This window comes from Ponticoccus litoralis, from assembly GCF_039769985.1.
Classification (GTDB): domain Bacteria; phylum Pseudomonadota; class Alphaproteobacteria; order Rhodobacterales; family Rhodobacteraceae; genus Ponticoccus; species Ponticoccus litoralis.
The window spans coordinates 107,157-125,940 of the sequence record NZ_JBDNCH010000001.1; the positions used below are offsets into that span (position 1 = coordinate 107,157).

The window sequence follows — 18,784 nt, forward strand, 5'->3', positions numbered from 1 at the left end:
CGCATCCGCTTGGCTGACGTTTGACCCGGGGAGGTGCTTGCATGACGGGACTGCGTTCGAAGCTTTTGACAAAGCCGATTCACGCCTGGGCGAAGGGGGTTCTTCCGGCCCTGTCCCAGACCGAAAGCGAGGCGCTCAACGCCGGAGAGGTCTGGTGGGAGGCCGAGCTGTTCTCGGGCAATCCGGACTGGTCGAAGCTTCTGGACGTGAAGGCGCCGAAACTCACGGCAGAAGAGCAGGCCTTCCTCGACGGGCCCTGTCGCGCGCTCTGCCGGATGATCGACGACTGGCGGATCAACCATGATGACGCCGACCTGCCGGACGCGGTCTGGACCTTCCTGCGCACGCAGGGCTTCTTCGGCATGATCATCCCCAAGTCCCACGGCGGGCTTGGGTTCTCGGCCTTCGCGCATTCCGAGATCATCCGCTTCATCTCTACCCGCTCGGTCGCCGCGGCGGTCACCGTCATGGTGCCGAATTCGCTTGGCCCCGGCGAGTTGATCCACCGGTTCGGCACAGAGGCCCAAAAGGAGTACTGGCTGCCGCGCCTCGCCGACGGGCGAGACCTTCCCGCCTTCGGGCTGACCAGCGCCGAAGCCGGATCCGACGCCTCGGCGATGGTGGACGAGGGGGTGATCTGCAAGGGCGAATGGCAGGGCGAAGAGGTGCTGGGCATCCGGCTCAACTGGGCCAAGCGCTACATCACGCTTGCGCCGGTCTGCACCGTTCTGGGCCTTGCCTTCAAGCTGCGCGACCCCGACGGGCTGCTGGGCAAAACCGAGGATATCGGCATCACCTGCGCCCTTGTCCCCACCGATCTGGAAGGGGTCGAGACCGGTCGGCGGCACCTGCCGTCCTCGACGATGTTCATGAACGGGCCGACCACCGGCAAGGATGTCTTCATCCCGCTCGATCACATCATCGGCGGGCCGGACTATGCCGGGCGCGGCTGGATGATGCTGATGTCGGCGCTGGCCGCCGGGCGCGGCATCTCGCTGCCTTCGATGGGCTGTGCCGCCATCGCGCTTTCGGCCCATACCACCGGCGCCTATGCCCGCATCCGTCAGCAGTTCAATCTGCCGATCGGCGAGTTCGGCGGCATACAGGAACCGATGGCGCAGCTGGCCGCCGATGTCTACGCCATGGATGCGGCGCGCCGCCTTACCTGCGCCGGGCTGGACGAGGGCCGCGCGCTTTCGGTGATCTCGGCGATCATGAAGCTGCACGCCACTTACCGGATGCGCGAGGCGCTGAACCACGCGATGGATGTGCATTCCGGCAAGGCGGTGATCGACGGGCCGTCGAACTACCTGCTGCCGCTCTACCGTGCGGTCCCGATCGGCATCACGGTGGAGGGGGCGAACATCGTCACACGCTCTCTGATCATCTTCGGGCAGGGCGCGATCCGGGCACATCCGCACATGCTCGACAACATGATGGCCCTGCAGGAGCCCGATCCGGAAAAGTCGCTGGCGGCCTTCGACAAGAGCTTCTGGGCGCATGTGGGCCACACCACCCGGACGCTGTTCCGCGCATGGGGCCGCGCGCTGACCGGCGGGCGCTTTGCCCCCGCCCCGGAGGCAGGGGCCGCCGCGCCGATCTACCGCCAACTGTCGCGCTGGTCGGCGGCCTATGCGCTGACGGCGGATGTCGCCTTCCTGACGCTGGGCGGCGCGCTGAAGCGCAAGGAAATGATCTCGGGCCGGATGGGCGACATCCTGTCTGAAATGTACATCCTCTCCGCCGCGCTGAAACGCTGGGAGGACGAAGGCCGCCAAGAGGCCGACCTGCCCGTGTTGCGCTATGCCGCCGCCGAAGGGTTCAAGCGCATACAGAGCGCGCTGGACGAGGTGATCGCCAATCTGCCCGCCCGCTGGGCCGCACTGGGTGCTGCGGGTCTTCACCTGGCCGGGATCGCCGCGCCGGGGCGCCGACGACCGGCTGACAGAGGCCGCGAGCGCGCTGATCTACGAGCCTTCAGAGGCCCGCGACCGGATCACCGGCAGGGTGTTCGAAGGCTGCAACCGCGACGGCGTTCAGCTGCTCAACGAATGCTATGCCAAGGTTGTCGAGATGGCCCCGGTGATGAAGCGGCTGCGCGATGCGCGCAAGACGCCGCAGGAGGCGCTGAAGGCGGGCCTCCTCAGCGAGGCCGAACTGGCGGGGATCGAGGTCATGCAGGCGCTGGTGGACGAGGTCGTGGCGGTCGACGATTTCACCCCCGAGGCGCTGTCCCTGCTGTTCCCGAACCGCGACAAGGCTCGGGCGCGGCGGACAAACCGGCGATCTGTGGGATGACCGGGTGAACCCTTCACCCAAGCCCCCCGGCTGCAACGGGGGGTGGTCGGTCTTGGCAGCGGCAACCGGGACGGAGCTTCCCGAAAGCGCGGCGCCAATCAGGGCGACGCTTGTGCCCGCTGTCGCCTGTGCTGCGGTGACGCGTGCAAGTCCCTTGGGGCTTCTTCCATTCCGAAGAACGGCGCGCGGCATCAATCCGTGGGATCGGACGCCCGGGCGCGCAGCGAGGCCAGGGCCTCGTCAGAGAAGAAGCTCTGGATCGCAGTGTGTTCGCTGGCCAGCGCGACCAGGGTCACCCCCGGTCATAGAGGGCCTTCACCGCGCCTGAACTGCCGGCGAAACAGGCGACGGGCAGGGCGGCTTTCCGGGCTGAGGCGATCACCCCGGTCATCGCGTCGATGACGCGCGGCGCGGACAGATCGTTGACGCCATAGGCGATGGCGAGGTCGGCAGGGCCGATAAAGACACCGCTGATCCCCGGCACGGCAACGATGTCGTCGATATTGTCGACGGCGGCGGGATCTTCGATCTGGACAAGGATCGTGGGGGCGGCGCTGGCGTCGAGATGCTCTTTCATGCCGAGGCGACCGTAACCTCCCGCCCGGGTCGTGGTGGCAAAGCCGCGTCCGCCGTCGCCGTAATGGGCGGCCCGGACGATGTCGCGGGCCTGTCGCGCGGTCGAGACATGCGGAACCACGACGCCATCGGCCCCCATATCCAGAAGTTTCAGCAGCCCGGTGGGCTGATCGTCCGGCAGCCGGGCGAGGATCGGTTTGCCGACCGCGCGCGCGGCCAGCACCGCGCGGTCGATGTCGGCCCAGCCAAACGGCGAATGTTCGCAATCGAGGATAAGCGCGTCCAGCGCGGTGCCGCCCAGCACCTCGATCACCATGGGGTGCGGGGTTTTGACAAAAGTGGCAAGCAGCGGGCTGCCCTGTTTCAGACGGTCATGAAAGGTCATTGCGGGGCCCTGTCAGGTAAGGGGGTCAGGCGTTGTGGCGCAGGTAGTCGGCATAGGTGACCGAGATCTGCTCGGCGGCGGCCCGGGTCGCATCGAGGTATTGCGCGACCAGGGCGGTGCTGGTCTTGTGGTTGGCGAATTGCGACACGACCAGCGACAGGCGGGGTGTGCCCAGATGATCGCGCACCGGCAGGCCGAGAGAGACGAGGCCCTCTTCCAGCTCGCAATCGGAACTGGCGTAGCCCTGTGCGCGGATGCGCGCGGCTTCGGCCAGCATGGCGGTTGGCTCCGTGATGGTTCTTGCGGCCAGTTTCTGCGGGCTGTAGCGCGCGAACCACTTCCGTATCTCGTCGTCGGGCTTCATCGCCAGCAGCAGCTTGCCCCCGGTAGAGGCATGGGCCGGCAGCCGGTCCCCCAGCGCCAGTTGCGAGGCATAGACCCGGCGCGAGGGGTCGCGGCACAGGAACATCACCTCGGACCCGCTGAGCGAGACGATGGAACAGGGGCAATCGAGCTCTGCGGCCAGTTCGCGCACCTTCTCCGCCAGGATCGACAGGATCGAATTGCCCGCCAGGAAGGCGCGTGAAATCCCGAGGCTCTTGGCGGTCAGCACATAGGTGCCGCTGCCGCTTCGGTCGAGATAGCCCATGGCCACGAGGGTCAGGATCAGCCGGCGCGCGCTGGCCCGGCTGGTTCCGACATGCGTCGCCGCGCTCTGAAGGCTGACGCTCTGCACCCCGGGTCCGAACATTTCAAGGATCGCCATGCCCTTGGCCAGGGTCAGGGAGTAATCCTTGGGATTGTCCTGCATGATCTCTTCGGGCAGGGCAGAGGGGCGTGCGGTGCCTGTCATCGCCGATCAGAAGATCTTGGGCTCTGGCACCGGCGCCCCGGCGGCGGTCTGCAGGAAATCGAAGTCGCAGCCGTCATGCGCCTGACTGACGTGGGACATGTACATCTTGCCAAAGCCTCGCTGGTAGGGATCTTCGGGCGGGGTCCAGAGGGCGCGGCGCCGGGCCAGTTCTTCGTCCGAGACCTCCATGTGGATGCGCCGCCCCGGAATATCGACCGTGATCATATCACCGGTTTTCAACAGCGCCAGCGGCCCGCCGACATGCGCCTCGGGCGAGACATGAAGCACGCAGGCACCGTAGCTGGTGCCGCTCATGCGGGCATCCGACAGGCGCAGCATGTCGCGCACACCGGCCCTGACCAGCTTTCCGGGGATCGGCAGCATGCCCCATTCCGGCATGCCCGGCCCGCCAACGGGGCCCGCGTTGCGCAGCACCAGAACGCTGTCCTCGGTGACCTCCAGATCGTCAGAGTCGATCTGCTCCTTGAGATCGGCGTAATCGTCGAACACCAGTGCCGGGCCGCTGTGGTTCTGGAACTTCGCGCTACAGGCAGAGGGTTTGATGACACAGCCCTCGGGCGCAAGGTTGCCTTTGAGAACGGCCAGCGCGCCTTCGGCATAGATCGGGTTGTCGACCGGGCGGATCACGTCGTCATTGTAGACCTGCGCATTGGCGATATCCTCGCCCAGCGGTTTGCCGGTGACGGAAATCATCGACAGGTCCAGGTGATCGGTCAGCCGCGTCATCAGCGCCGGAAGCCCGCCCGCGTAAAAGAAATCCTCCATCAGATAGTCGGAGCCGCTGGGGCGGACATTGGCGATCACCGGCACGACCCGGCTGAGCCGGTCGAAATCCTCCAGCGTCACGTCGACACCGGCGCGCCGCCCGATGGCAATCAGGTGGATGATCGCATTCGTAGAGCAGCCCATGGCCATGGCGACGGCAATGGCGTTCTGCACCGAGGCGGGGCGAATGATGTCCGAGGGTTTCAGATCGGCCCAGACCATGTCGACAATCCGCCGGTACGGTCATCTTGCTCATGGCGATGTGGTTGCTGTCGGCGGTCGGGATCGACGAGGCCCCGGGCAGGGTGGTTCCCAGTGGCATCGGCGATGGCCGTCATGGTCGAGGCGGTGCCCATGGTCATGCAATGGCCATAGCTGCGGGCGATGCCGCGTTCGACGCCTTCCCAATCCTGCCGGGTGATCTCGCCGGCGCGCAGGTCGTCCCAGTACTTCCAGCTGTCCGAGCCCGAGCCCAGCGTCTTGCCCTGCCAGTTGCCGCGCAGCATTGGCCCGGCGGGCAGGTAGATCGCCGGGACATCCATGCTGATCGCCCCCATCAGCAGGCCGGGCGTGGTCTTGTCGCAGCCCCCCATCAGCACAACACCGTCGATCGGATGCGACCGGATCAGCTCTTCGGTCTCCATCGCCAGCATGTTGCGATAGAGCATGGCCGAGGGCTTGACGAATTGCTCGGCCAGCGAAATCGCCGGCAGCTCCAGCGGGAAGCCCCCGGATTGCAGGATGCCGGTCTTGACCGATTCCGCGCGCTGGCGGAAATGGGCGTGGCAGGGGTTGATGTCGGACCATGTGTTGATGATCGCGATGATCGGGCGGCCTTCCCAGTCTTCGGGGTCATAGCCCATCTGCCGCATGCGCGAGCGGTGGCCAAAGGTGCGCAGGCCGGGGTCACCGAACCAGCGGAAAGAACGAAGGTCTTCGGGTGTCTTGGTCATCGGGCGTCCAATTCTTCAGAACAGCGAGCCGGACAGCGCGAACATCACGGTGATGAGCGCGGCGGCCAGAAGATAGCCCGCAATGTCCGAGGCGATGCTGGCGCGGCGGCTCAGCTCGGTTTCAGTCTTGTTGTGATCGTCAGCGTTCATTTCGACAGGACCTCTGGAAAGAACAGGGCGATCTGCGGGAAGAACAACACCAGCAGCAGGCCCAGTATCTGCATCAGCACGAAGGGCCAGACCGAGGCGAAGATCTCCTGCAGGGTCACGTCGGGCGGGGCCACGCTCTTGAGGAAGAAGCAGGCCGGGCCGAAGGGCGGCGACAGGTAGTAGATCTGGATGTTCATGGCGAAGAGCACCCCGAACCAGACCGGGTCGTAGCCAAGGCCCACCGCAACCGGGGCAAAGATCGGGACGGTGATGAAGACGATCGCGATCCATTCCATGAAGGTGCCCAGCACGAACACGATGCCCATCATCAGCAGGATCACCAGGACGGGATGCCAGTCCAGCCCTTCAAGCAGGCCCTGCAGGAAGCGGCTGCCGCCGATGATGTTGTAGATGCCCACCAGGCTGACCGCGCCAAGCACCAGCCAGACCACCGAGCCGACCGTCAGCACGGTCTGGCGAAAGGTGTCGCGGATCATCGCATAGCTCAGGCGCTTGCGCAGCAAGGCGACAAGGATCGCGGCACAGGACCCGATGGCCGCCGCCTCGGTCACCGAGGCGATGCCGGAATAGATCGTGCCCATGACGCTGGTGATGACGAACAGCGGTGCGACCAGGGCCCGGACGGCGGCCCGTTTGCGCGGCCCTCTGGCACCCTCCGTCACGGGCAGCGCCGGGGCGACGGCGGGGTTCCGGCGGGCGCGGATGTAGATGTACAGCATGTAGATCGAGGCCAGCAGCAGCCCCGGCCCGGTGCCGCCAAGGAAAAGGTCGGAAATCGAGACATTGGCGGTGACGCCATAGACGATCATCACGATGCTGGGCGGGATCAGCGTCGCGAGGGCACCGGCGGCACAGATGATGCCGATCGACAGCTTGCGGTCATACCCCAGCCGGAACATCTGCGGCAGGGCTATCATGCCCAGCATCACGATCTCGCCCCCCATGATGCCGCTCATCGCGGCCAGGAAGACGGCGACCACACAGGTCTGAATGCCCAGTGAACCGGGGAAAGAGCCGCCAAGCTCTGCCATGGCGTCGAACAGGCTTTCGGCGATGCCGGACCGCTCCAGTATCCCGGCCATGAAAACAAAGAGCGGCACGGCGACCAGCGAATAGTTTTCCAGCACGTGGTAGACGTTGCTCGACACCAGAAACAGTCCGGGCGGGCCGAAATAGATCAGGGAGGTCGCGACCGAGACCAAAAGCGTGGCCACGCCCAGCGGGGTGCCCAGGACCATCAGCGCCAGCAGGGCAATGACAATCAGGGCCGTGACAAGGGCGATGCTCATAGCGAGACGTCTCCGGGTTCGGTGGTGGGGGGGCGATGCCCGGTCAGCAGCAGCACGAGGTTTGCAAGCGTCTGGACGACCCCCAGAATGGCAGCGAGAAAAAGGATCGGTTTCAGCACCGCCGGCATCGGCGGGTTGAAGGCGCTGCCGGTGCGTTCAACCTGGGTCAGGGCTTCGTAGGCGGGGGGAAGGTGGCACAGGCGAGGGCGACAAAGGCCAGGGCCGTCAGCAGCAGGGTCACCACATCCAGAACCCGTTTGCGCGAGGGGCGCACGAGGTCATGCAGGAAGGTGATGGCGATATGGCGGTTCTGCTGGCCGACATAGCCGACGGACAGGGCCCAGGCTATGGCACAAAGCGTCAGGGTGACCTCGAACGCCCAGTCTGACGGCGCATGGAAGAAGTATCGCATGATGACTTCGCGGACCGCCACCAGCAGCGACACGAGGTAGAGCGGCGCGCAGGCGTAACCGATGGCAATACTGATCCGCGAGATGAGCAGGCTGGCCGCTTGCATCCGGTGTCCTCTCTGGGAAGTGGGCAAAGGAAGGGGCCGGAGACTGCATGCCCCGGCCCGTCACGCAGGGCTGTCAGTCGTTCAGCAAGCCGATCAGGCGCAGGTAGTCCTTCTGCGCTTCATAGACCATTGCCGCGTCGTCGGACTGCTCTGCGGCCCGTTCCCATGCGGCGCGCGCCGCCGCGCGGAAGGCCTGCCGGTCCTGCGCCGACCAGTCGATGATTTCAAAGCCGTCGCGTGTGGCCAGCTCTGCCGCCGTCCGGCGGTCTTCCAGGTCCGCGGCGCGGCGGATATCGTCGTAGGCCGCGTTGTACCAGACTTCGAGGATGGTGCGGTGCTGCTCGCTCAGGCCTTCCCACTTGGATGCGTTGATCGAAAAGCTGTGCACCGCCTGCGAGTGGATGCCGGGGTAGATCGGCGCCTTGGCGATCTTGTGCAGGCCCAGGGCTTCGTTGTTGACCAGCGCGCTGGCATCCGCAGCGTCGACAAGCCCGGTTTCCAGCGCGGTATAGACCTCGCTGAAGGGCATGCTGACCGGCGTTCCGCCAACGGCGCGGAACACCTCGGAGGCAAGCCCTTCGGGCGCGCGGATCTTCGTGCCTTCCATATCGGCGAGGGTCCGGATCGGCTTTGCCGCAACCAGCGCTTCCCGGGCATAGGGGCCGCAGCCGATGACCTTCAGCTTTTCGCCGAAGTGGGTGTCGTACAGCGTCTGAAGCACATCCCGGCCCTTGTCGTTGCGACAGAAGGTCTGGCCCTGATCGGGGGAATCGTAGGCGGCAATCAGATCGCCGAACAGCGCGAAGGCGGCGTCCTGACCGGCGAAGTAGTTCGCGGTGGTCATCTGCCCGTCGAGAATGCCCGCTGACACGGCCTTCGGCGTTTCGCGATGCGGCACGACCGCGCCGATGGGCAGCAGTTCGACCATCAACTCGCCGCCGCTCATGGTTTCGAGTTTCGGCACCCAGATGTCTTGCAGGCGGGACATGACGAAATCGCCCGCGTTCTGTGCCGTTTGAATGCGAAGCGTTGTTTCGGCCGTGGCCGGAGCCGCCAGGGCGAGTGCGATGGCGCTTGCCGCAAGTGCGCGAAAGGTCATGAGTGTCTCCTCTGATATCCCTCTGGCATCGGTATCGAGAAGAAGCCTCGCTCCGTCAAATAATCCGAACCACTGTGCGATTATCGAACAGCATCCGGTCGATCAGAGGTCCGGGGGAGGGACGCAGCCCGCGGTTTTTCGGGTGCCGGGCAGCGGCGGCTGCCTGCGGACATCTCCCTTGCGGGGCCATGCGCCTTGCTGATGTGCTTCGGCTGGGTGACGGCAGCGCCCCGGGGGCTGCATCCTCGGTTTCCCGATCCGCACCCAGGGTGCCGAGATGCGGGCTCTGCCGCTTTCCCGGGGGCGCCCGCCCTTGCGGTCTAGCGCAGGTTTATTCGCTGCGCGCTTGCAGCATCCGGCTGACGAATTCCTCGCCACGGCCCGCGTCCACGCAGCGCGCCAGAATGCGGTGCGCCGCCCGTGCCAGTTCGGCATCGGCCCCCAGCGTCTCGACCGCGTAGCGCAGGTCCTTCTCGGCGTTGCGGATGGTGAACCGGCTGCCGTCGAAATCGCCTTTCAGCGCCGGACCGACCGCCTTTTCCAATGTGCCGGACCGGGCGGCCCCGGTGCCCATCACGTCGAACAGCGCCTGCCAGTCCACGCCAAGCCGGCGCGCGCCGGTATAGGCCTCGGCCAGAAGCGCCATGGTGCCCTGCGTGACGAGGTTGTTCATCAGCTTGGCAGTGTGACCGGCGCCGACATCGCCAAACCGGCGCACGACGCGCGAATATGTCGACACCACCGCCGAGACCCGCTCGAACTCTGCCGCGGGGCATCCCACCAGCGAGGCCAGTTCACCGGCCTCGGCCTGCGCCGGGCCGCCGGTCACCGGGGCGTCGGCGAAGACCGCCCCCTGCGCTGCCACCTGCGCGGCGACGCGCCGGGTCACCGCCGGGTCGGAGGTCGTGGCGTCGATCCACATCCTGCCCGCTGTCAGCGCGGGCAGGATCTTGTCGGCACAGGCCTCGATGGCGGGGCCATCGGGCAGGCAGGTCAGGATCACCCCGACCGAACCGGCCAGTTCGGCAGCCGATCCGGCCTCTTCGGCGCCGTCGGCGATCAGGCAGTCGATCACCCTGCGGCTGCGGTGCGGCAGGATCCGCACCCGGTGCCCCGCGCGGAGCAGGCAGGCGGCCATGCCGCCGCCCATCATCCCGGCGCCGATGACGCCGATCGCGGGTTTCGCCCCGGTCATCGGCCTGACGCCCGGGGCTGCGGGTCACGGACCATAGAACACGTCCACCAGCGACAGCGACACGGCAGGCACGTAGGTGACCAGCAGCAGCACCAGCACCAGGACGCCGATGAAGGGCAGGTTGGTGCGCGTCGTGCTCCAGACATCCGTCTTGGCGATGGAACAGGCGGTGACCAGAACGCTTGCCACCGGCGGGGTCTGCTGACCAAGCGCGATGTTGAGCGTCAGCAGGATGCCGAACTGGATCGGGTCGATGCCCAGCTGGTTCACCAGCGGCATGAAGATCGGCACCGTCAGGATGATCGCCGCCGCCCCGTGCAGCACCATGCCCACGAACAGCAGGAAGACGTTGATGATCATCAGCACCGCAAAGGGGTTCGTGGTGATCCCGGTGATCCCCTGCGCCAGCCGCTGCGGCAGCTCGGTTTCCGTCAGGTAGAGACCCAGCACCGCCGAGGATGCCACCAGCAGCATGACAACCGCCGTCTGGTTCACCCCGTCGACCAGCGCATGGTACAGCTTGCCGAAGCTCAGCTCGCGGTAGATGAAGCCGCCGATCAGCAGCGCCGCCAGCACCGCAAGGCCCGCGCCCTCGGTCGCGGTCACGATGCCGCCGAAGATGCCGCCCAGGATGAGGACCGGCAGGATCAGCGCCCAGATCGCGTCTTTGGTCGCTGTCCACAGGCGGCACAGGCTGAAGCCATCCTCGCGCGGCAGGTCGTAGCGCACGGCGAAATAGTAGCTGAGCGCCATGAGCAGAAACGCCCCAAGCAGCCCCGGCACGATGCCCGCCACGAAAAGCTTCACGATCGAGGTGTCCGACAGCGCGCCGTAGAGGATCATCGGGATCGAGGGCGGAATGATGATGGCCAGCGACGCGGTCGACGAGGTCAGCGCCGCCGCGAAGCGGGGCGAATAGCCCTTCTTCTTCATCGCCGGGATCAGCACGGATCCGGTCGCTGCCACATCGGCCACGGCCGAGCCCGAGATTTCCGCGAAGAACAGCGACACGCCCACGTTGACCATGGCCAGCCCGCCGCGCACGAAGCCGATGAGCGCCGAGACGAAGGTGATCAACCGGGACGAGATGCCGCCGGTGTTCATCAGTGCGCCCGCCAGGATGAAAAGGGGGATGGCGATCAGCGGAAAGCTGGTGGCGCCGTCGTACAGCGAGAGCGCCGCGTTCAGAAAGCCGAGGTGCCCGTTCAGGATGAACACGCCCATCAGCGCGGACCCGAGGATCGCCACCGCAATGGGCATGCCGATGCCGATCATCAGGAACATCGACAGAAGGATCAGTGCCTCGGTCATGTGTTGGACTCCGTGCCTGCGCGGGTGCGCGCCAGTTCCGCCTCTGCGCGGGCGATTTCATGCTGAATTTCGAGGGTTTCCGGGTCGATGCCGGACCGGACCTCGGCCATGCGGCACGGGCAGGGTGAGGGCACGGCCCAAGAGGATCAGCGCCGCGCTGACCGGCAGGATGCCCTGCACGACGCTGCGCGGGACAAACCGCAATGTTGTCATGGTTTCGTTGCCGAAGATGCTGAGGATCGTCCAGCCGGCCCAGAGCGTGACGGCGAAGATGGCGAAGAAGATCGCCTCGACCAGCCAGAACAGGGCGATGCGCCCGGGCAGCGGCAGGCCGAACATCAGCCCGTTGAAGCCCAGATGCGCATTGCGCAGCACGGCCAGCGCCGCGCCGGTGAAGGTGATCCAGGCCAGCAGCAGTACGGCGACCTCGTCGTACCAGATCAGCGAATTGCCCGAATAGCGAAAGCCGACGGCCAGCAGCACGATGACGGCAAGGATGACGATCAGCGTGACGGTGAAGAGTTGCAGGAAGAGGTCGAGCCAATGAATGACGCGGTCGAGCATTGAACGGTCCCGGTTGGACAAGGGGTCAGGATTGGAGTGGGGCGCATCGCAACGGCGATGCGCCCCGATTGGATCGGATCAGATCACGACTCGCCGTCGGCCAGCGACATCACCTGGTCGATCATCGCCTGGCCGTCTTCGACCTCTTCCGCGAATTTTTCATACAGCGGCGCAGAGGCTTCGACGAAGGCGGCGCGGTCTGCCGTATTGACTTCCATGCCGGCTGCCTTGAGCTTTTCCAGAAGCGCGCCGTCCTGCTCGGCGCCCTGCTCGCGGGCCCAGAGCGCGACTTCCTGCGCGGTCTCGGTCAGCACCTGCTGGATTTCCGGGTCGAGCCGCTCGAAGGCTGCCACGCCCACGGTCGGGTAGGCCGGGGAATAGACGTGGCCCGACATCGACAGGTACTTCTGCACCTCGTTCAGCTTGCCCCCGGCGATATTGGTCAGCGGGTTTTCCTGCCCGTCGATCACGCCGGTCTGAAGCGCCACGAAGACCTCGGAAAAGGACATCGGTGTCGGGTTGGCGCCGTATTCGCTGAACATGGCCACACGCCAGGACGAATTCGGCGTGCGGATCTTCAGCCCTTCAAGATCGGCGGGCGTGTTGACCGGCCGTTCGTTGTTGGTGATCTGGCGAAAGCCGTTCTCCCAGACGGCCAGCGGGCGATAGCCCTGCGCCTCGGCGGCGGGCACCAGCACATCCTTGAAGAAGGTCTCGTCGATGCGCGCCAGATGCTCGCGGTCGGCGACAAGGAACGGCAGGTCGAAGATCGCGAATTCCGGCGCGATCTCGGGCATGGTCGAAGAGGGCAGGGTCAGGTGCATGGTGCCCAGCTTGATCTTCTGGAGCATGTCCTTGTCCTTGCCCAGCTGCGAGCTGTCAAAGACCTTCACGACGGCGGTGTCGCCGAATTTCTCGTTGGCGCGGCGGGCGAATTCGCTTGCCGTTTGCTGCTGAAGCGAGCCGGTGGCCGCGCTGAGGCCGAAGATGATCTCTTCCTGTGCCGTGGCGGCACTGGACATCATGGCCAGCGTGGCGGCACCGAAGAGTGCGCTCTTGAATTTCATTGGTTTTCCTCCCTCTGGTTGGTGGCGGCGGGTGCCGCCGGTCGAAGTGTCAGCTTGTGATCAGCTGTTGAGTGCGTCCTCGCGCATTGGCCCGCGGAACAGGGCCGTCAGATCGGTCGGGGCTTCAGCTGCGCTGTCCCGCGGCGAGCGACCGGCCAGCTTGCGGCCAAGCGCGACGGCGTTGAAGGTCGCGCCCGTATCGGCCGTGCCCTTGCCCGCGATGTCGTAGGCCGTGCCGTGGGCGGGGGTGACGATGGGGAAGGGGTAGCCCGCGATCAGCGTCACGCCACGGTCGAAGCCCATCAGCTTCATCGCGATCTGGCCCTGATCGTGATACATGGTCAGCACGGCGTCGAATTCACCCTTCAGCGCCCGCACGAAGACGGTGTCCGAGGGCACCGGGCCGGTCACGGACATCTGCTGTTCCTGCGCGCGCTGCACCGCGGGCAGCAGGACGTCCTCGTCCTCTGTCCCGAAATTGCGCCCGTCGCCGGCATGGGGGTTCAGCGCCGCGACACCGATGCGGGGCCGTTCGAACCCGGCGCCTTCCATGGTCTCGATCGTCAGGCAGAGCGCCTGATAGATGCGGTCGGTGGTCAGCGTGTCAGCCACCTCGCGCAGCGGGATATGCGAGGTGACCTCGCGCGTTCCAGACCTCGTCGAGCACGTTGAACTCGCGCCCGCCGCGGTCGGCGTCGATGGTTTCGGTGATAAAGCCGATCTCGTCCACGTAGTCGGACTTGGCCAGCCGCATCCCGTGCTTGTTGAACGGCGTGAAGAAGACCGACCCGGCAAGCCCGGCATTGGCCAGCCGCAGCGCCGCCGCGAAATTCTCCAGCGCCGCCGCGCCGGTCACCTCGGCTGGATCTCGCCCAGCGTCAGCGCGGCCGGGTCGCAATTGCCCATGTCCACCAGCACGGTGCCGTCCGGCAGGCCCTGCGTCGCCTCTTCGGGGGTGACGGTGGGCAGGTCGATTTCAAGGCCCGCATGCTGCGCGCCCATGGCCAGCACGCGCGCATCTCCGATGACGATCATGTCGCCGCGATTGGCCTCGGCATCGGCGAGGACGCGGGCGCTGAGTTCGGGGCTGATCCCGCCGGCATCGCCGATGGCAAAGGCAACTCGGTGTTCGTTGGTCATGTATTTCCTCATTTTGTATACGAAATACATTGCATGCCCTCGCAGTGCAAGGCAGGAAGTTCTATAGTGTCCGTAAAAATGCAGCCGGGAGTGCAGGCATGGAGAAACTAGGCGTCGCGGCGGCCGGCCCTGTGGCGATCCGCAAACAGACCCTTCACGATCAGGTGGCGAACCGGATTCGCGACCTGATCATCGAGGGCTATCTGGAACCGGGCAGCCGAATCGACGAGACGCGGCTGATCGAACAGCTCGAGGTGTCGCGCACGCCGTTCCGCGAGGCCCTGCGCACGCTGGCCGCCGAGGGGCTGGTGATCATCCGTCCCTCGCGCGGGGCGGTGGTGCGCAAGCTGACGGCGCAAGACGTGTTCTCGATGCTCGAGGTGCTTGGGCATCTGGAGAAACTCGCCGGGGCGCTGGCGTGCCAGCGCGCCAGCGACGAAGAGATCGCGGCCCTCATGGCCCTGCACAACGAGATGCTGGAGCTGTACGAAAAACGCGAGCGGCTGGCCTATTACAAGCTGAACCAGGCCTTCCATTCGCGGCTGAGCGAGCTGTCGGGCAACGAGATCCTGTGCGACATGCAGCGCAATATTCAGGCGCGGCTGAAGCGGATCCGCTTCATCGGCAACCGCACGCCCCCGCATTGGGCTGCCGCCGTGGCCGAGCACGAACAGATGGCCGACGCGCTTCTGCGCCGGGACGGCGACGCATTGGGTGAGGTCATGGCCAAGCACCTGATGAACACCTGGGACCGCGTCAAGGACAGCGTCTGATCCGGGCGGGGCGCGGCGGCCCCGTCATGGGGCGGCAGTGGCGGCATCCTTCCCGATCGCGAAGGCCGGGCGGCAAGCTCTCCGCAATGGCCGGGGTGGCAGTTGCATGGGCGTGCGCGACGGTTGCGGCGGGGCCCGGATCCACGGCGCATACCCCGACGCCCGTTGTGCGACAGCAGGAAGAGGGGGGCGGCAAGGCCCGGGGCGCCCGAAGCGGGCCTGTCCCGTGCCAAGGTGGCCGGTCTTGTCGCTGCCGCCCTTGGGGGTTGCGCTCTGGTGGGAAGTACATTTGTATACCAATGAAAATTTCTGCCGGGTGGCCGGGGATCGGTTGTCTAGGCGAGGCGGGCCGCCTCGGGGTGTCGTTCCATTCATGTGCTCCGGTGCGTCCGCCCGCAGGTGACACCGGGGCCGATTGCGTGTTGGATGCCACCCTGGGCCCTGTCAGAAAGAGCGAGATGAGTTCGATGGACGATATGAAGCACGAACCGGGTGACGGCGGCTCGGACGATGGTGTCGCTTCCTATGTCCTCGACGAGCAGATCGGCTTTGCCCTGCGAAAGGCAAACCAGCGGCACATGACTCTTTTTGGCGAAAAGATGCTCGACGGGCTGACGCCAACCCAGTTCTCGGCCCTGTTCCGGTTGGTCGAGAGTCCCGGGCCGCAGTCGCAGAATGCGCTTGGGCGGAGCGTCGCGATGGATGCGGCGACGATCAAGGGTGTCGTCAACCGGTTGGAGGCCCGCGGTCTTGTCATGAGCCGGAAGGACGAGGTCGACCGCCGCCGTTACGTGATCGAGGCGACCGCGAAGGGCAGGGCGCTGATCGGGGCGGCGATACCGGTGATGGCGGAAATCACTGAGGCAACCATGGCGCCGCTGACCGTTGCCGAGCGGCGCACGGTTCTGCGGTTGCTGGCAAAGCTGAGCTGATCGGCGTGTTGTATGTGCGGCTTGGGGTGCCAGGTTGCGGAAAGGTCAGGGGGGCATGAGCGACCACACCACAAAGCCGTACCGGTGATGCTTCCGCGATGGTAGAGGCCTACGATCCGCGCAATCACCCGGCGCAGCTGGTGCGCCGTATCCACCAGCGCGGGGCGCAGCTCTTTACCCAGAACGTGCAGCACCCCCATCTGTCGGTCACGCAATTCGTCGCGCTGGTCACGCTGCTGAAGGAGGGCGCGGTCACGCAAAGCATGCTTGGGCGGATGACCTCGATGGACCCCTCCACCACGACGGTGGTGGTGCGCAAGCTTGAGCGCGAGAAGCTGATCGAGAAGCGGCGCAGTCTTGAGGATCAGCGGTCGTCGGTCATCGAGCTGACCGAGGCGGGGCGCCAATGTGCGATCAACCATATTCCGGTCAGCGTGGAGGCGGGCGAAAGGCTGCTGGATCCGCTTACCGCGATCGAGCAGCAGCTTTTCATGGAGTTGTTGCGGAAGGTGATCGCGGTCGAGGACTGAAGTCTTGCCGCGCGGGCTCCGATTTTGCTGCGTACTCGTTCGAAAATTTCTCATTGAGGCGTCACGACTTCATCGCCGTGGAAAAGTTTTCCCGCAAAAACAGCCTATTTTTCGAAATCTGGAACTGATCCAAAAGAATCTATTGCGCGAATGATCCGAGTCCTTTTACTTTGAGTACGTAGCAAAATGGCTCCTGTGTGAGGGCCGCTTTATGAACGCAAGCTCGGGAGTGATGGGATGACGACACTGGTTCGGAATGCATGGTACGTGGCCGCATGGTCGCGCGAGATCGACGATGAACTGCGGCGCTTCACCATTCTTGGCGATCACATCCTGCTTTATCGCCGCAAGGATGGCACCGTTGTCGCGCTGGAGGATCGCTGCCCGCACAGGCTGTTGCCGCTGTCGAAGGGCAAGCGTATCGGTGACGCGGTGCAATGCGGCTATCACGGGCTGACCTTCGGTCCTGACGGCAAGTGCACCCGGGTTCCGGGGCAGGACAAGATTCCGCCCTCTGCCTATGTCGAAAGCTACCCGATCGAGGAGCGCCACGGGATCGTCTGGATCTGGATGGGCGAGCCGCACCGCGCCGACCCGGCCAAGATTTTCGATCTGCCGCAATTCACCGATCCGAACTGGCATGCCCATCAGGGGGATGCGCTGCACCTGGAATCGAACTACCTCAACGTGGCCGAAAACCTTGTTGACCCGGCGCATGTGAGCTTTGTGCACCCGACGACCTTGGGCAATTCGGCCTCGGAAAACGTGCCTGTGCATGTCTCGACCGAGGGTGAGACCATCACCGCCTGGCGGTGGATCCGCGATGCAGAGCCGATTGGCTTCTTCAAGGCCTTCGGTGGCTTCGAGGGGAACGTCGACCGCTGGCATTACTATCACCTGCATCTGCCCTCGATCGCGGTGATCGACTTCGGCTCGGCGGATGCCGCCGACCAGATTGCCGAGGATGACCGGGATAGCGGCAACCGCGTGCTTGCGCTGCACTTCATGACGCCGGTTGACGAGGGCTATACCATCGACCGCTGGATGCACCTTCGGAACACCGCGGTCGACACCGAGGAAGCGTCGGAGAAGATCGATGCCATGTTCCGCATCGCCTTTGCCGAGGACAAGGCGATCCTGGAAGCCGTGCACGCCGAAGAGCAGCGCCCGATGAAGCGGCGGCCGATCCGTATCGCCATCGACCGGGGGCCGATGGTCTACCGCAAGCGCATCAACGACATGCTGGAAACCGAGCGGACGCTGGACGCCTCTGCCGAGACCAACGCGTCCTTCGTCTATCATGACTGATGCAGTGCTGACCGGGGGATCTGACATGCTGGATACGGGACAGACCGCGCCGCTGACGCTGGAAGTGGCAGAGCGCGTGCGGGAAAGCCGAAACGTCGTTTCTTTCCGGTTCAAGGTGGTGGAGGGCGACTTGGCGCCCTTCACCGCGGGCCAGTACCTTCCGATCCGCCTTGGCCTGCCGGAGCGGCCCATATCGACTTATACGATATCCTCCGACCCGCGCGACCGCAGCGGCTACAGGATCAGCGTCAAGCTGGAGCCGGAGGGGAAGGGGGGCTCGCGCCATCTGCACGAGGCGGCTGAGGTCGGGGCGCGCTTCTTGGCCGAGCGAGCCGCGCGGCAAGTTCGTCCTGGCAGAGGATGACCGCCCGGTCCTGCTGTTGACCGGCGGAATCGGCGTGACGCCGGCGCTGGCAATGCTGGCGGAACTGGCCCGTCAGCCGGACCGGCACGACGTGGTTCGTGCACGCCTGCCAGAATGCGCAAGAGCACTCTTTCGCGGACGAGGTGGCGGCGCTGGCAGGGGCCGCGCCGCATGTTTCGACCCATGTCGCCTATGCCGAGGGATGCGAGGAGGATCTTGCCGAGGGGCGGTGCCAGTCCATCGGGCTGCTCGACCGCGAGGCCCTGCGCATGCTGCTGCCGCAGGATGCCTATCGCGTCTATCTTTGTGGGCCGGACGGGTTCATGACGGCGATGCGGGCGGTGCTGGTCAGCCTGGGCGTGCCGGACAGCGAAATTCAACAGGAGTCCTTTGGTGGCGCCCTTGCCGAGGCGCCGCGCCAGGAGCCCGCCGGGCGGCCCGCGGTGGCGTCTGACGGGGCCGGTCCGGTGGTCAGGTTCGCGCGATCGGACCTTGAATTCACCTGGGACGGGTCGAGCGGAACCCTTCTGGAGTTTGCCGAGGCGCAGGGGTTGTCGCCGAACTTCGAATGTCGTGACGGAATCTGCGGCACCTGCGCCTGCCGCAAGCTTTCCGGCGAGGTTGCCTATGCCGAAGAGCCGCTTGATCTCGCCTGAAGACGGGCACGTCCTTC

The 18,784-nt window shown here is 65.5% G+C and carries 22 protein-coding genes and 1 pseudogene; 8 read left to right on the plus strand and 15 right to left on the minus strand.

Annotated features, from left to right (window positions below):
• The first annotated feature begins 41 nt into the window (after positions 1-41).
• Complete coding sequence (locus ABFB10_RS00580) at positions 42-2,306, plus strand: acyl-CoA dehydrogenase (protein WP_430522974.1); 2,265 nt, start codon at positions 42-44, stop codon at positions 2,304-2,306.
• Between the two features lie 284 nt (positions 2,307-2,590).
• Here the strand turns inward: ABFB10_RS00580 and ABFB10_RS00590 are convergent, their stop codons facing one another.
• The 15 genes from ABFB10_RS00590 to ABFB10_RS00655 all read right to left on the minus strand — a co-directional run bounded on the left by ABFB10_RS00590 (position 2,591) and on the right by ABFB10_RS00655 (position 14,204).
• Positions 2,591-3,259 carry an HpcH/HpaI aldolase family protein gene (locus ABFB10_RS00590; protein WP_347164895.1) on the minus strand — a complete coding sequence of 223 codons (669 nt, stop codon included), beginning with the start codon at positions 3,257-3,259 and terminating at the stop codon, positions 2,591-2,593.
• 25 nt (positions 3,260-3,284) lie between these two features.
• On the minus strand, positions 3,285-4,112 hold the full coding sequence (locus ABFB10_RS00595) for an IclR family transcriptional regulator domain-containing protein (RefSeq protein WP_347164896.1): 828 nt from the start codon (positions 4,110-4,112) through the stop codon (positions 3,285-3,287).
• Between the two features lie 6 nt (positions 4,113-4,118).
• Positions 4,119-5,120: a dihydroxy-acid dehydratase domain-containing protein gene (locus ABFB10_RS23895; protein WP_430522975.1), complete on the minus strand. Its 1,002-nt coding sequence runs from the start codon at positions 5,118-5,120 to the stop codon at positions 4,119-4,121.
• Entirely contained in the window at positions 5,102-5,851 is a 750-nt protein-coding gene (locus tag ABFB10_RS23900) for a dihydroxy-acid dehydratase domain-containing protein (protein WP_430522976.1), read from the minus strand. Before ABFB10_RS23900 ends, ABFB10_RS23895 begins: the two co-directional genes overlap by 19 nt.
• Before the next feature lie 15 nt (positions 5,852-5,866).
• The gene (locus tag ABFB10_RS00605) at positions 5,867-6,001 is read right to left on the minus strand and encodes a hypothetical protein (RefSeq protein ID WP_347164897.1); all 135 of its coding nucleotides are present in this window, start codon (positions 5,999-6,001) and stop codon (positions 5,867-5,869) included.
• On the minus strand, positions 5,998-7,311 hold the full coding sequence (locus ABFB10_RS00610) for a TRAP transporter large permease (RefSeq protein ID WP_347164898.1): 1,314 nt from the start codon (positions 7,309-7,311) through the stop codon (positions 5,998-6,000). Before ABFB10_RS00610 ends, ABFB10_RS00605 begins: the two co-directional genes overlap by 4 nt.
• A gap of 166 nt (positions 7,312-7,477) precedes the next feature.
• A complete protein-coding gene (locus ABFB10_RS00615; RefSeq protein ID WP_347164899.1) occupies positions 7,478-7,828 on the minus strand; it encodes a TRAP transporter small permease subunit in 351 nt (116 codons plus the stop codon).
• Positions 7,829-7,901: 73 nt separating this feature from the next.
• On the minus strand, positions 7,902-8,927 hold the full coding sequence (gene dctP / locus ABFB10_RS00620) for a TRAP transporter substrate-binding protein DctP (RefSeq protein ID WP_347164900.1): 1,026 nt from the start codon (positions 8,925-8,927) through the stop codon (positions 7,902-7,904).
• Between the two features lie 331 nt (positions 8,928-9,258).
• Positions 9,259-10,122: an NAD(P)-dependent oxidoreductase gene (locus ABFB10_RS00625; RefSeq protein WP_347164901.1), complete on the minus strand. Its 864-nt coding sequence runs from the start codon at positions 10,120-10,122 to the stop codon at positions 9,259-9,261.
• A gap of 24 nt (positions 10,123-10,146) precedes the next feature.
• Positions 10,147-11,433 carry a TRAP transporter large permease gene (locus ABFB10_RS00630; protein WP_347164902.1) on the minus strand — a complete coding sequence of 429 codons (1,287 nt, stop codon included), beginning with the start codon at positions 11,431-11,433 and terminating at the stop codon, positions 10,147-10,149.
• 57 nt (positions 11,434-11,490) lie between these two features.
• Positions 11,491-11,997 (minus strand): TRAP transporter small permease, encoded by a 507-nt coding sequence (locus ABFB10_RS00635; RefSeq protein WP_347164903.1) that lies wholly within the window; start codon positions 11,995-11,997, stop codon positions 11,491-11,493.
• 83 nt (positions 11,998-12,080) lie between these two features.
• Positions 12,081-13,064, minus strand: coding sequence for a TRAP transporter substrate-binding protein (locus ABFB10_RS00640; RefSeq protein WP_347164904.1), 984 nt, complete (start codon positions 13,062-13,064; stop codon positions 12,081-12,083).
• A 60-nt stretch (positions 13,065-13,124) separates the two neighbouring features.
• Positions 13,125-13,676: a 4-hydroxythreonine-4-phosphate dehydrogenase PdxA gene (locus tag ABFB10_RS00645; RefSeq protein WP_347164905.1), complete on the minus strand. Its 552-nt coding sequence runs from the start codon at positions 13,674-13,676 to the stop codon at positions 13,125-13,127.
• A complete protein-coding gene (locus ABFB10_RS00650; RefSeq protein ID WP_347164906.1) occupies positions 13,669-13,920 on the minus strand; it encodes a hypothetical protein in 252 nt (83 codons plus the stop codon). The genes ABFB10_RS00645 and ABFB10_RS00650 overlap by 8 nt, the downstream gene beginning before the upstream one ends.
• Positions 13,917-14,204, minus strand: a complete 288-nt coding sequence (locus ABFB10_RS00655; protein WP_347164907.1) for a hypothetical protein — start codon at positions 14,202-14,204, stop codon at positions 13,917-13,919. The genes ABFB10_RS00650 and ABFB10_RS00655 overlap by 4 nt, the downstream gene beginning before the upstream one ends.
• Before the next feature lie 98 nt (positions 14,205-14,302).
• On the opposite strand from ABFB10_RS00655, the gene ABFB10_RS00660 reads away from it, so the two are divergent.
• The 7 genes and pseudogenes from ABFB10_RS00660 (at position 14,303) to ABFB10_RS00690 (ending at position 18,767) form a co-directional block, all read left to right on the plus strand.
• Positions 14,303-14,977, plus strand: coding sequence for a GntR family transcriptional regulator (locus ABFB10_RS00660; RefSeq protein WP_347164908.1), 675 nt, complete (start codon positions 14,303-14,305; stop codon positions 14,975-14,977).
• Between the two features lie 467 nt (positions 14,978-15,444).
• Complete coding sequence (locus ABFB10_RS00665; RefSeq protein WP_347164909.1) at positions 15,445-15,909, plus strand: MarR family winged helix-turn-helix transcriptional regulator; 465 nt, start codon at positions 15,445-15,447, stop codon at positions 15,907-15,909.
• 98 nt (positions 15,910-16,007) lie between these two features.
• Complete coding sequence (locus ABFB10_RS00670; RefSeq protein ID WP_347164910.1) at positions 16,008-16,439, plus strand: MarR family winged helix-turn-helix transcriptional regulator; 432 nt, start codon at positions 16,008-16,010, stop codon at positions 16,437-16,439.
• 237 nt (positions 16,440-16,676) lie between these two features.
• Positions 16,677-17,747, plus strand: coding sequence for an aromatic ring-hydroxylating dioxygenase subunit alpha (locus tag ABFB10_RS00675; protein ID WP_347164911.1), 1,071 nt, complete (start codon positions 16,677-16,679; stop codon positions 17,745-17,747).
• 25 nt (positions 17,748-17,772) lie between these two features.
• Complete coding sequence (locus tag ABFB10_RS00680; protein WP_347164912.1) at positions 17,773-18,111, plus strand: ferredoxin--NADP reductase; 339 nt, start codon at positions 17,773-17,775, stop codon at positions 18,109-18,111.
• A gap of 89 nt (positions 18,112-18,200) precedes the next feature.
• Positions 18,201-18,437, plus strand: a pseudogene (locus ABFB10_RS00685) (hypothetical protein); the annotation flags it as partial.
• Between the two features lie 6 nt (positions 18,438-18,443).
• Positions 18,444-18,767 carry a 2Fe-2S iron-sulfur cluster-binding protein gene (locus tag ABFB10_RS00690; RefSeq protein ID WP_347164954.1) on the plus strand — a complete coding sequence of 108 codons (324 nt, stop codon included), beginning with the start codon at positions 18,444-18,446 and terminating at the stop codon, positions 18,765-18,767.
• Positions 18,768-18,784 lie beyond the last annotated feature (17 nt).

What these genes read in the sequence shown, in the direction of transcription:
- ABFB10_RS00660 (WP_347164908.1), top strand. Translation starts at nt 14,303, where the DNA reads ATGGAGAAACTAGGCGTCGCGGCGGCCGGCCCTGTGGCGATCCGCAAA.
- ABFB10_RS23900 (WP_430522976.1), bottom strand. Translation starts at nt 5,851, where the DNA reads ATGACCAAGACACCCGAAGACCTTCGTTCTTTCCGCTGGTTCGGTGAC.
- ABFB10_RS00610 (WP_347164898.1), bottom strand. Translation starts at nt 7,311, where the DNA reads ATGAGCATCGCCCTTGTCACGGCCCTGATTGTCATTGCCCTGCTGGCG.
- ABFB10_RS23895 (WP_430522975.1), bottom strand. Translation starts at nt 5,120, where the DNA reads ATGGTCTGGGCCGATCTGAAACCCTCGGACATCATTCGCCCCGCCTCG.
- ABFB10_RS00635 (WP_347164903.1), bottom strand. Translation starts at nt 11,997, where the DNA reads ATGCTCGACCGCGTCATTCATTGGCTCGACCTCTTCCTGCAACTCTTC.
- ABFB10_RS00640 (WP_347164904.1), bottom strand. Translation starts at nt 13,064, where the DNA reads ATGAAATTCAAGAGCGCACTCTTCGGTGCCGCCACGCTGGCCATGATG.
- ABFB10_RS00690 (WP_347164954.1), top strand. Translation starts at nt 18,444, where the DNA reads ATGCGGGCGGTGCTGGTCAGCCTGGGCGTGCCGGACAGCGAAATTCAA.
- ABFB10_RS00595 (WP_347164896.1), bottom strand. Translation starts at nt 4,112, where the DNA reads ATGACAGGCACCGCACGCCCCTCTGCCCTGCCCGAAGAGATCATGCAG.
- ABFB10_RS00605 (WP_347164897.1), bottom strand. Translation starts at nt 6,001, where the DNA reads ATGAACGCTGACGATCACAACAAGACTGAAACCGAGCTGAGCCGCCGC.
- dctP (WP_347164900.1), bottom strand. Translation starts at nt 8,927, where the DNA reads ATGACCTTTCGCGCACTTGCGGCAAGCGCCATCGCACTCGCCCTGGCG.
- ABFB10_RS00590 (WP_347164895.1), bottom strand. Translation starts at nt 3,259, where the DNA reads ATGACCTTTCATGACCGTCTGAAACAGGGCAGCCCGCTGCTTGCCACT.
- ABFB10_RS00665 (WP_347164909.1), top strand. Translation starts at nt 15,445, where the DNA reads ATGGACGATATGAAGCACGAACCGGGTGACGGCGGCTCGGACGATGGT.
- ABFB10_RS00655 (WP_347164907.1), bottom strand. Translation starts at nt 14,204, where the DNA reads ATGACCAACGAACACCGAGTTGCCTTTGCCATCGGCGATGCCGGCGGG.
- ABFB10_RS00680 (WP_347164912.1), top strand. Translation starts at nt 17,773, where the DNA reads ATGCTGGATACGGGACAGACCGCGCCGCTGACGCTGGAAGTGGCAGAG.
- ABFB10_RS00630 (WP_347164902.1), bottom strand. Translation starts at nt 11,433, where the DNA reads ATGACCGAGGCACTGATCCTTCTGTCGATGTTCCTGATGATCGGCATC.
- ABFB10_RS00625 (WP_347164901.1), bottom strand. Translation starts at nt 10,122, where the DNA reads ATGACCGGGGCGAAACCCGCGATCGGCGTCATCGGCGCCGGGATGATG.
- ABFB10_RS00580 (WP_430522974.1), top strand. Translation starts at nt 42, where the DNA reads ATGACGGGACTGCGTTCGAAGCTTTTGACAAAGCCGATTCACGCCTGG.
- ABFB10_RS00670 (WP_347164910.1), top strand. Translation starts at nt 16,008, where the DNA reads ATGGTAGAGGCCTACGATCCGCGCAATCACCCGGCGCAGCTGGTGCGC.
- ABFB10_RS00675 (WP_347164911.1), top strand. Translation starts at nt 16,677, where the DNA reads ATGACGACACTGGTTCGGAATGCATGGTACGTGGCCGCATGGTCGCGC.
- ABFB10_RS00615 (WP_347164899.1), bottom strand. Translation starts at nt 7,828, where the DNA reads ATGCAAGCGGCCAGCCTGCTCATCTCGCGGATCAGTATTGCCATCGGT.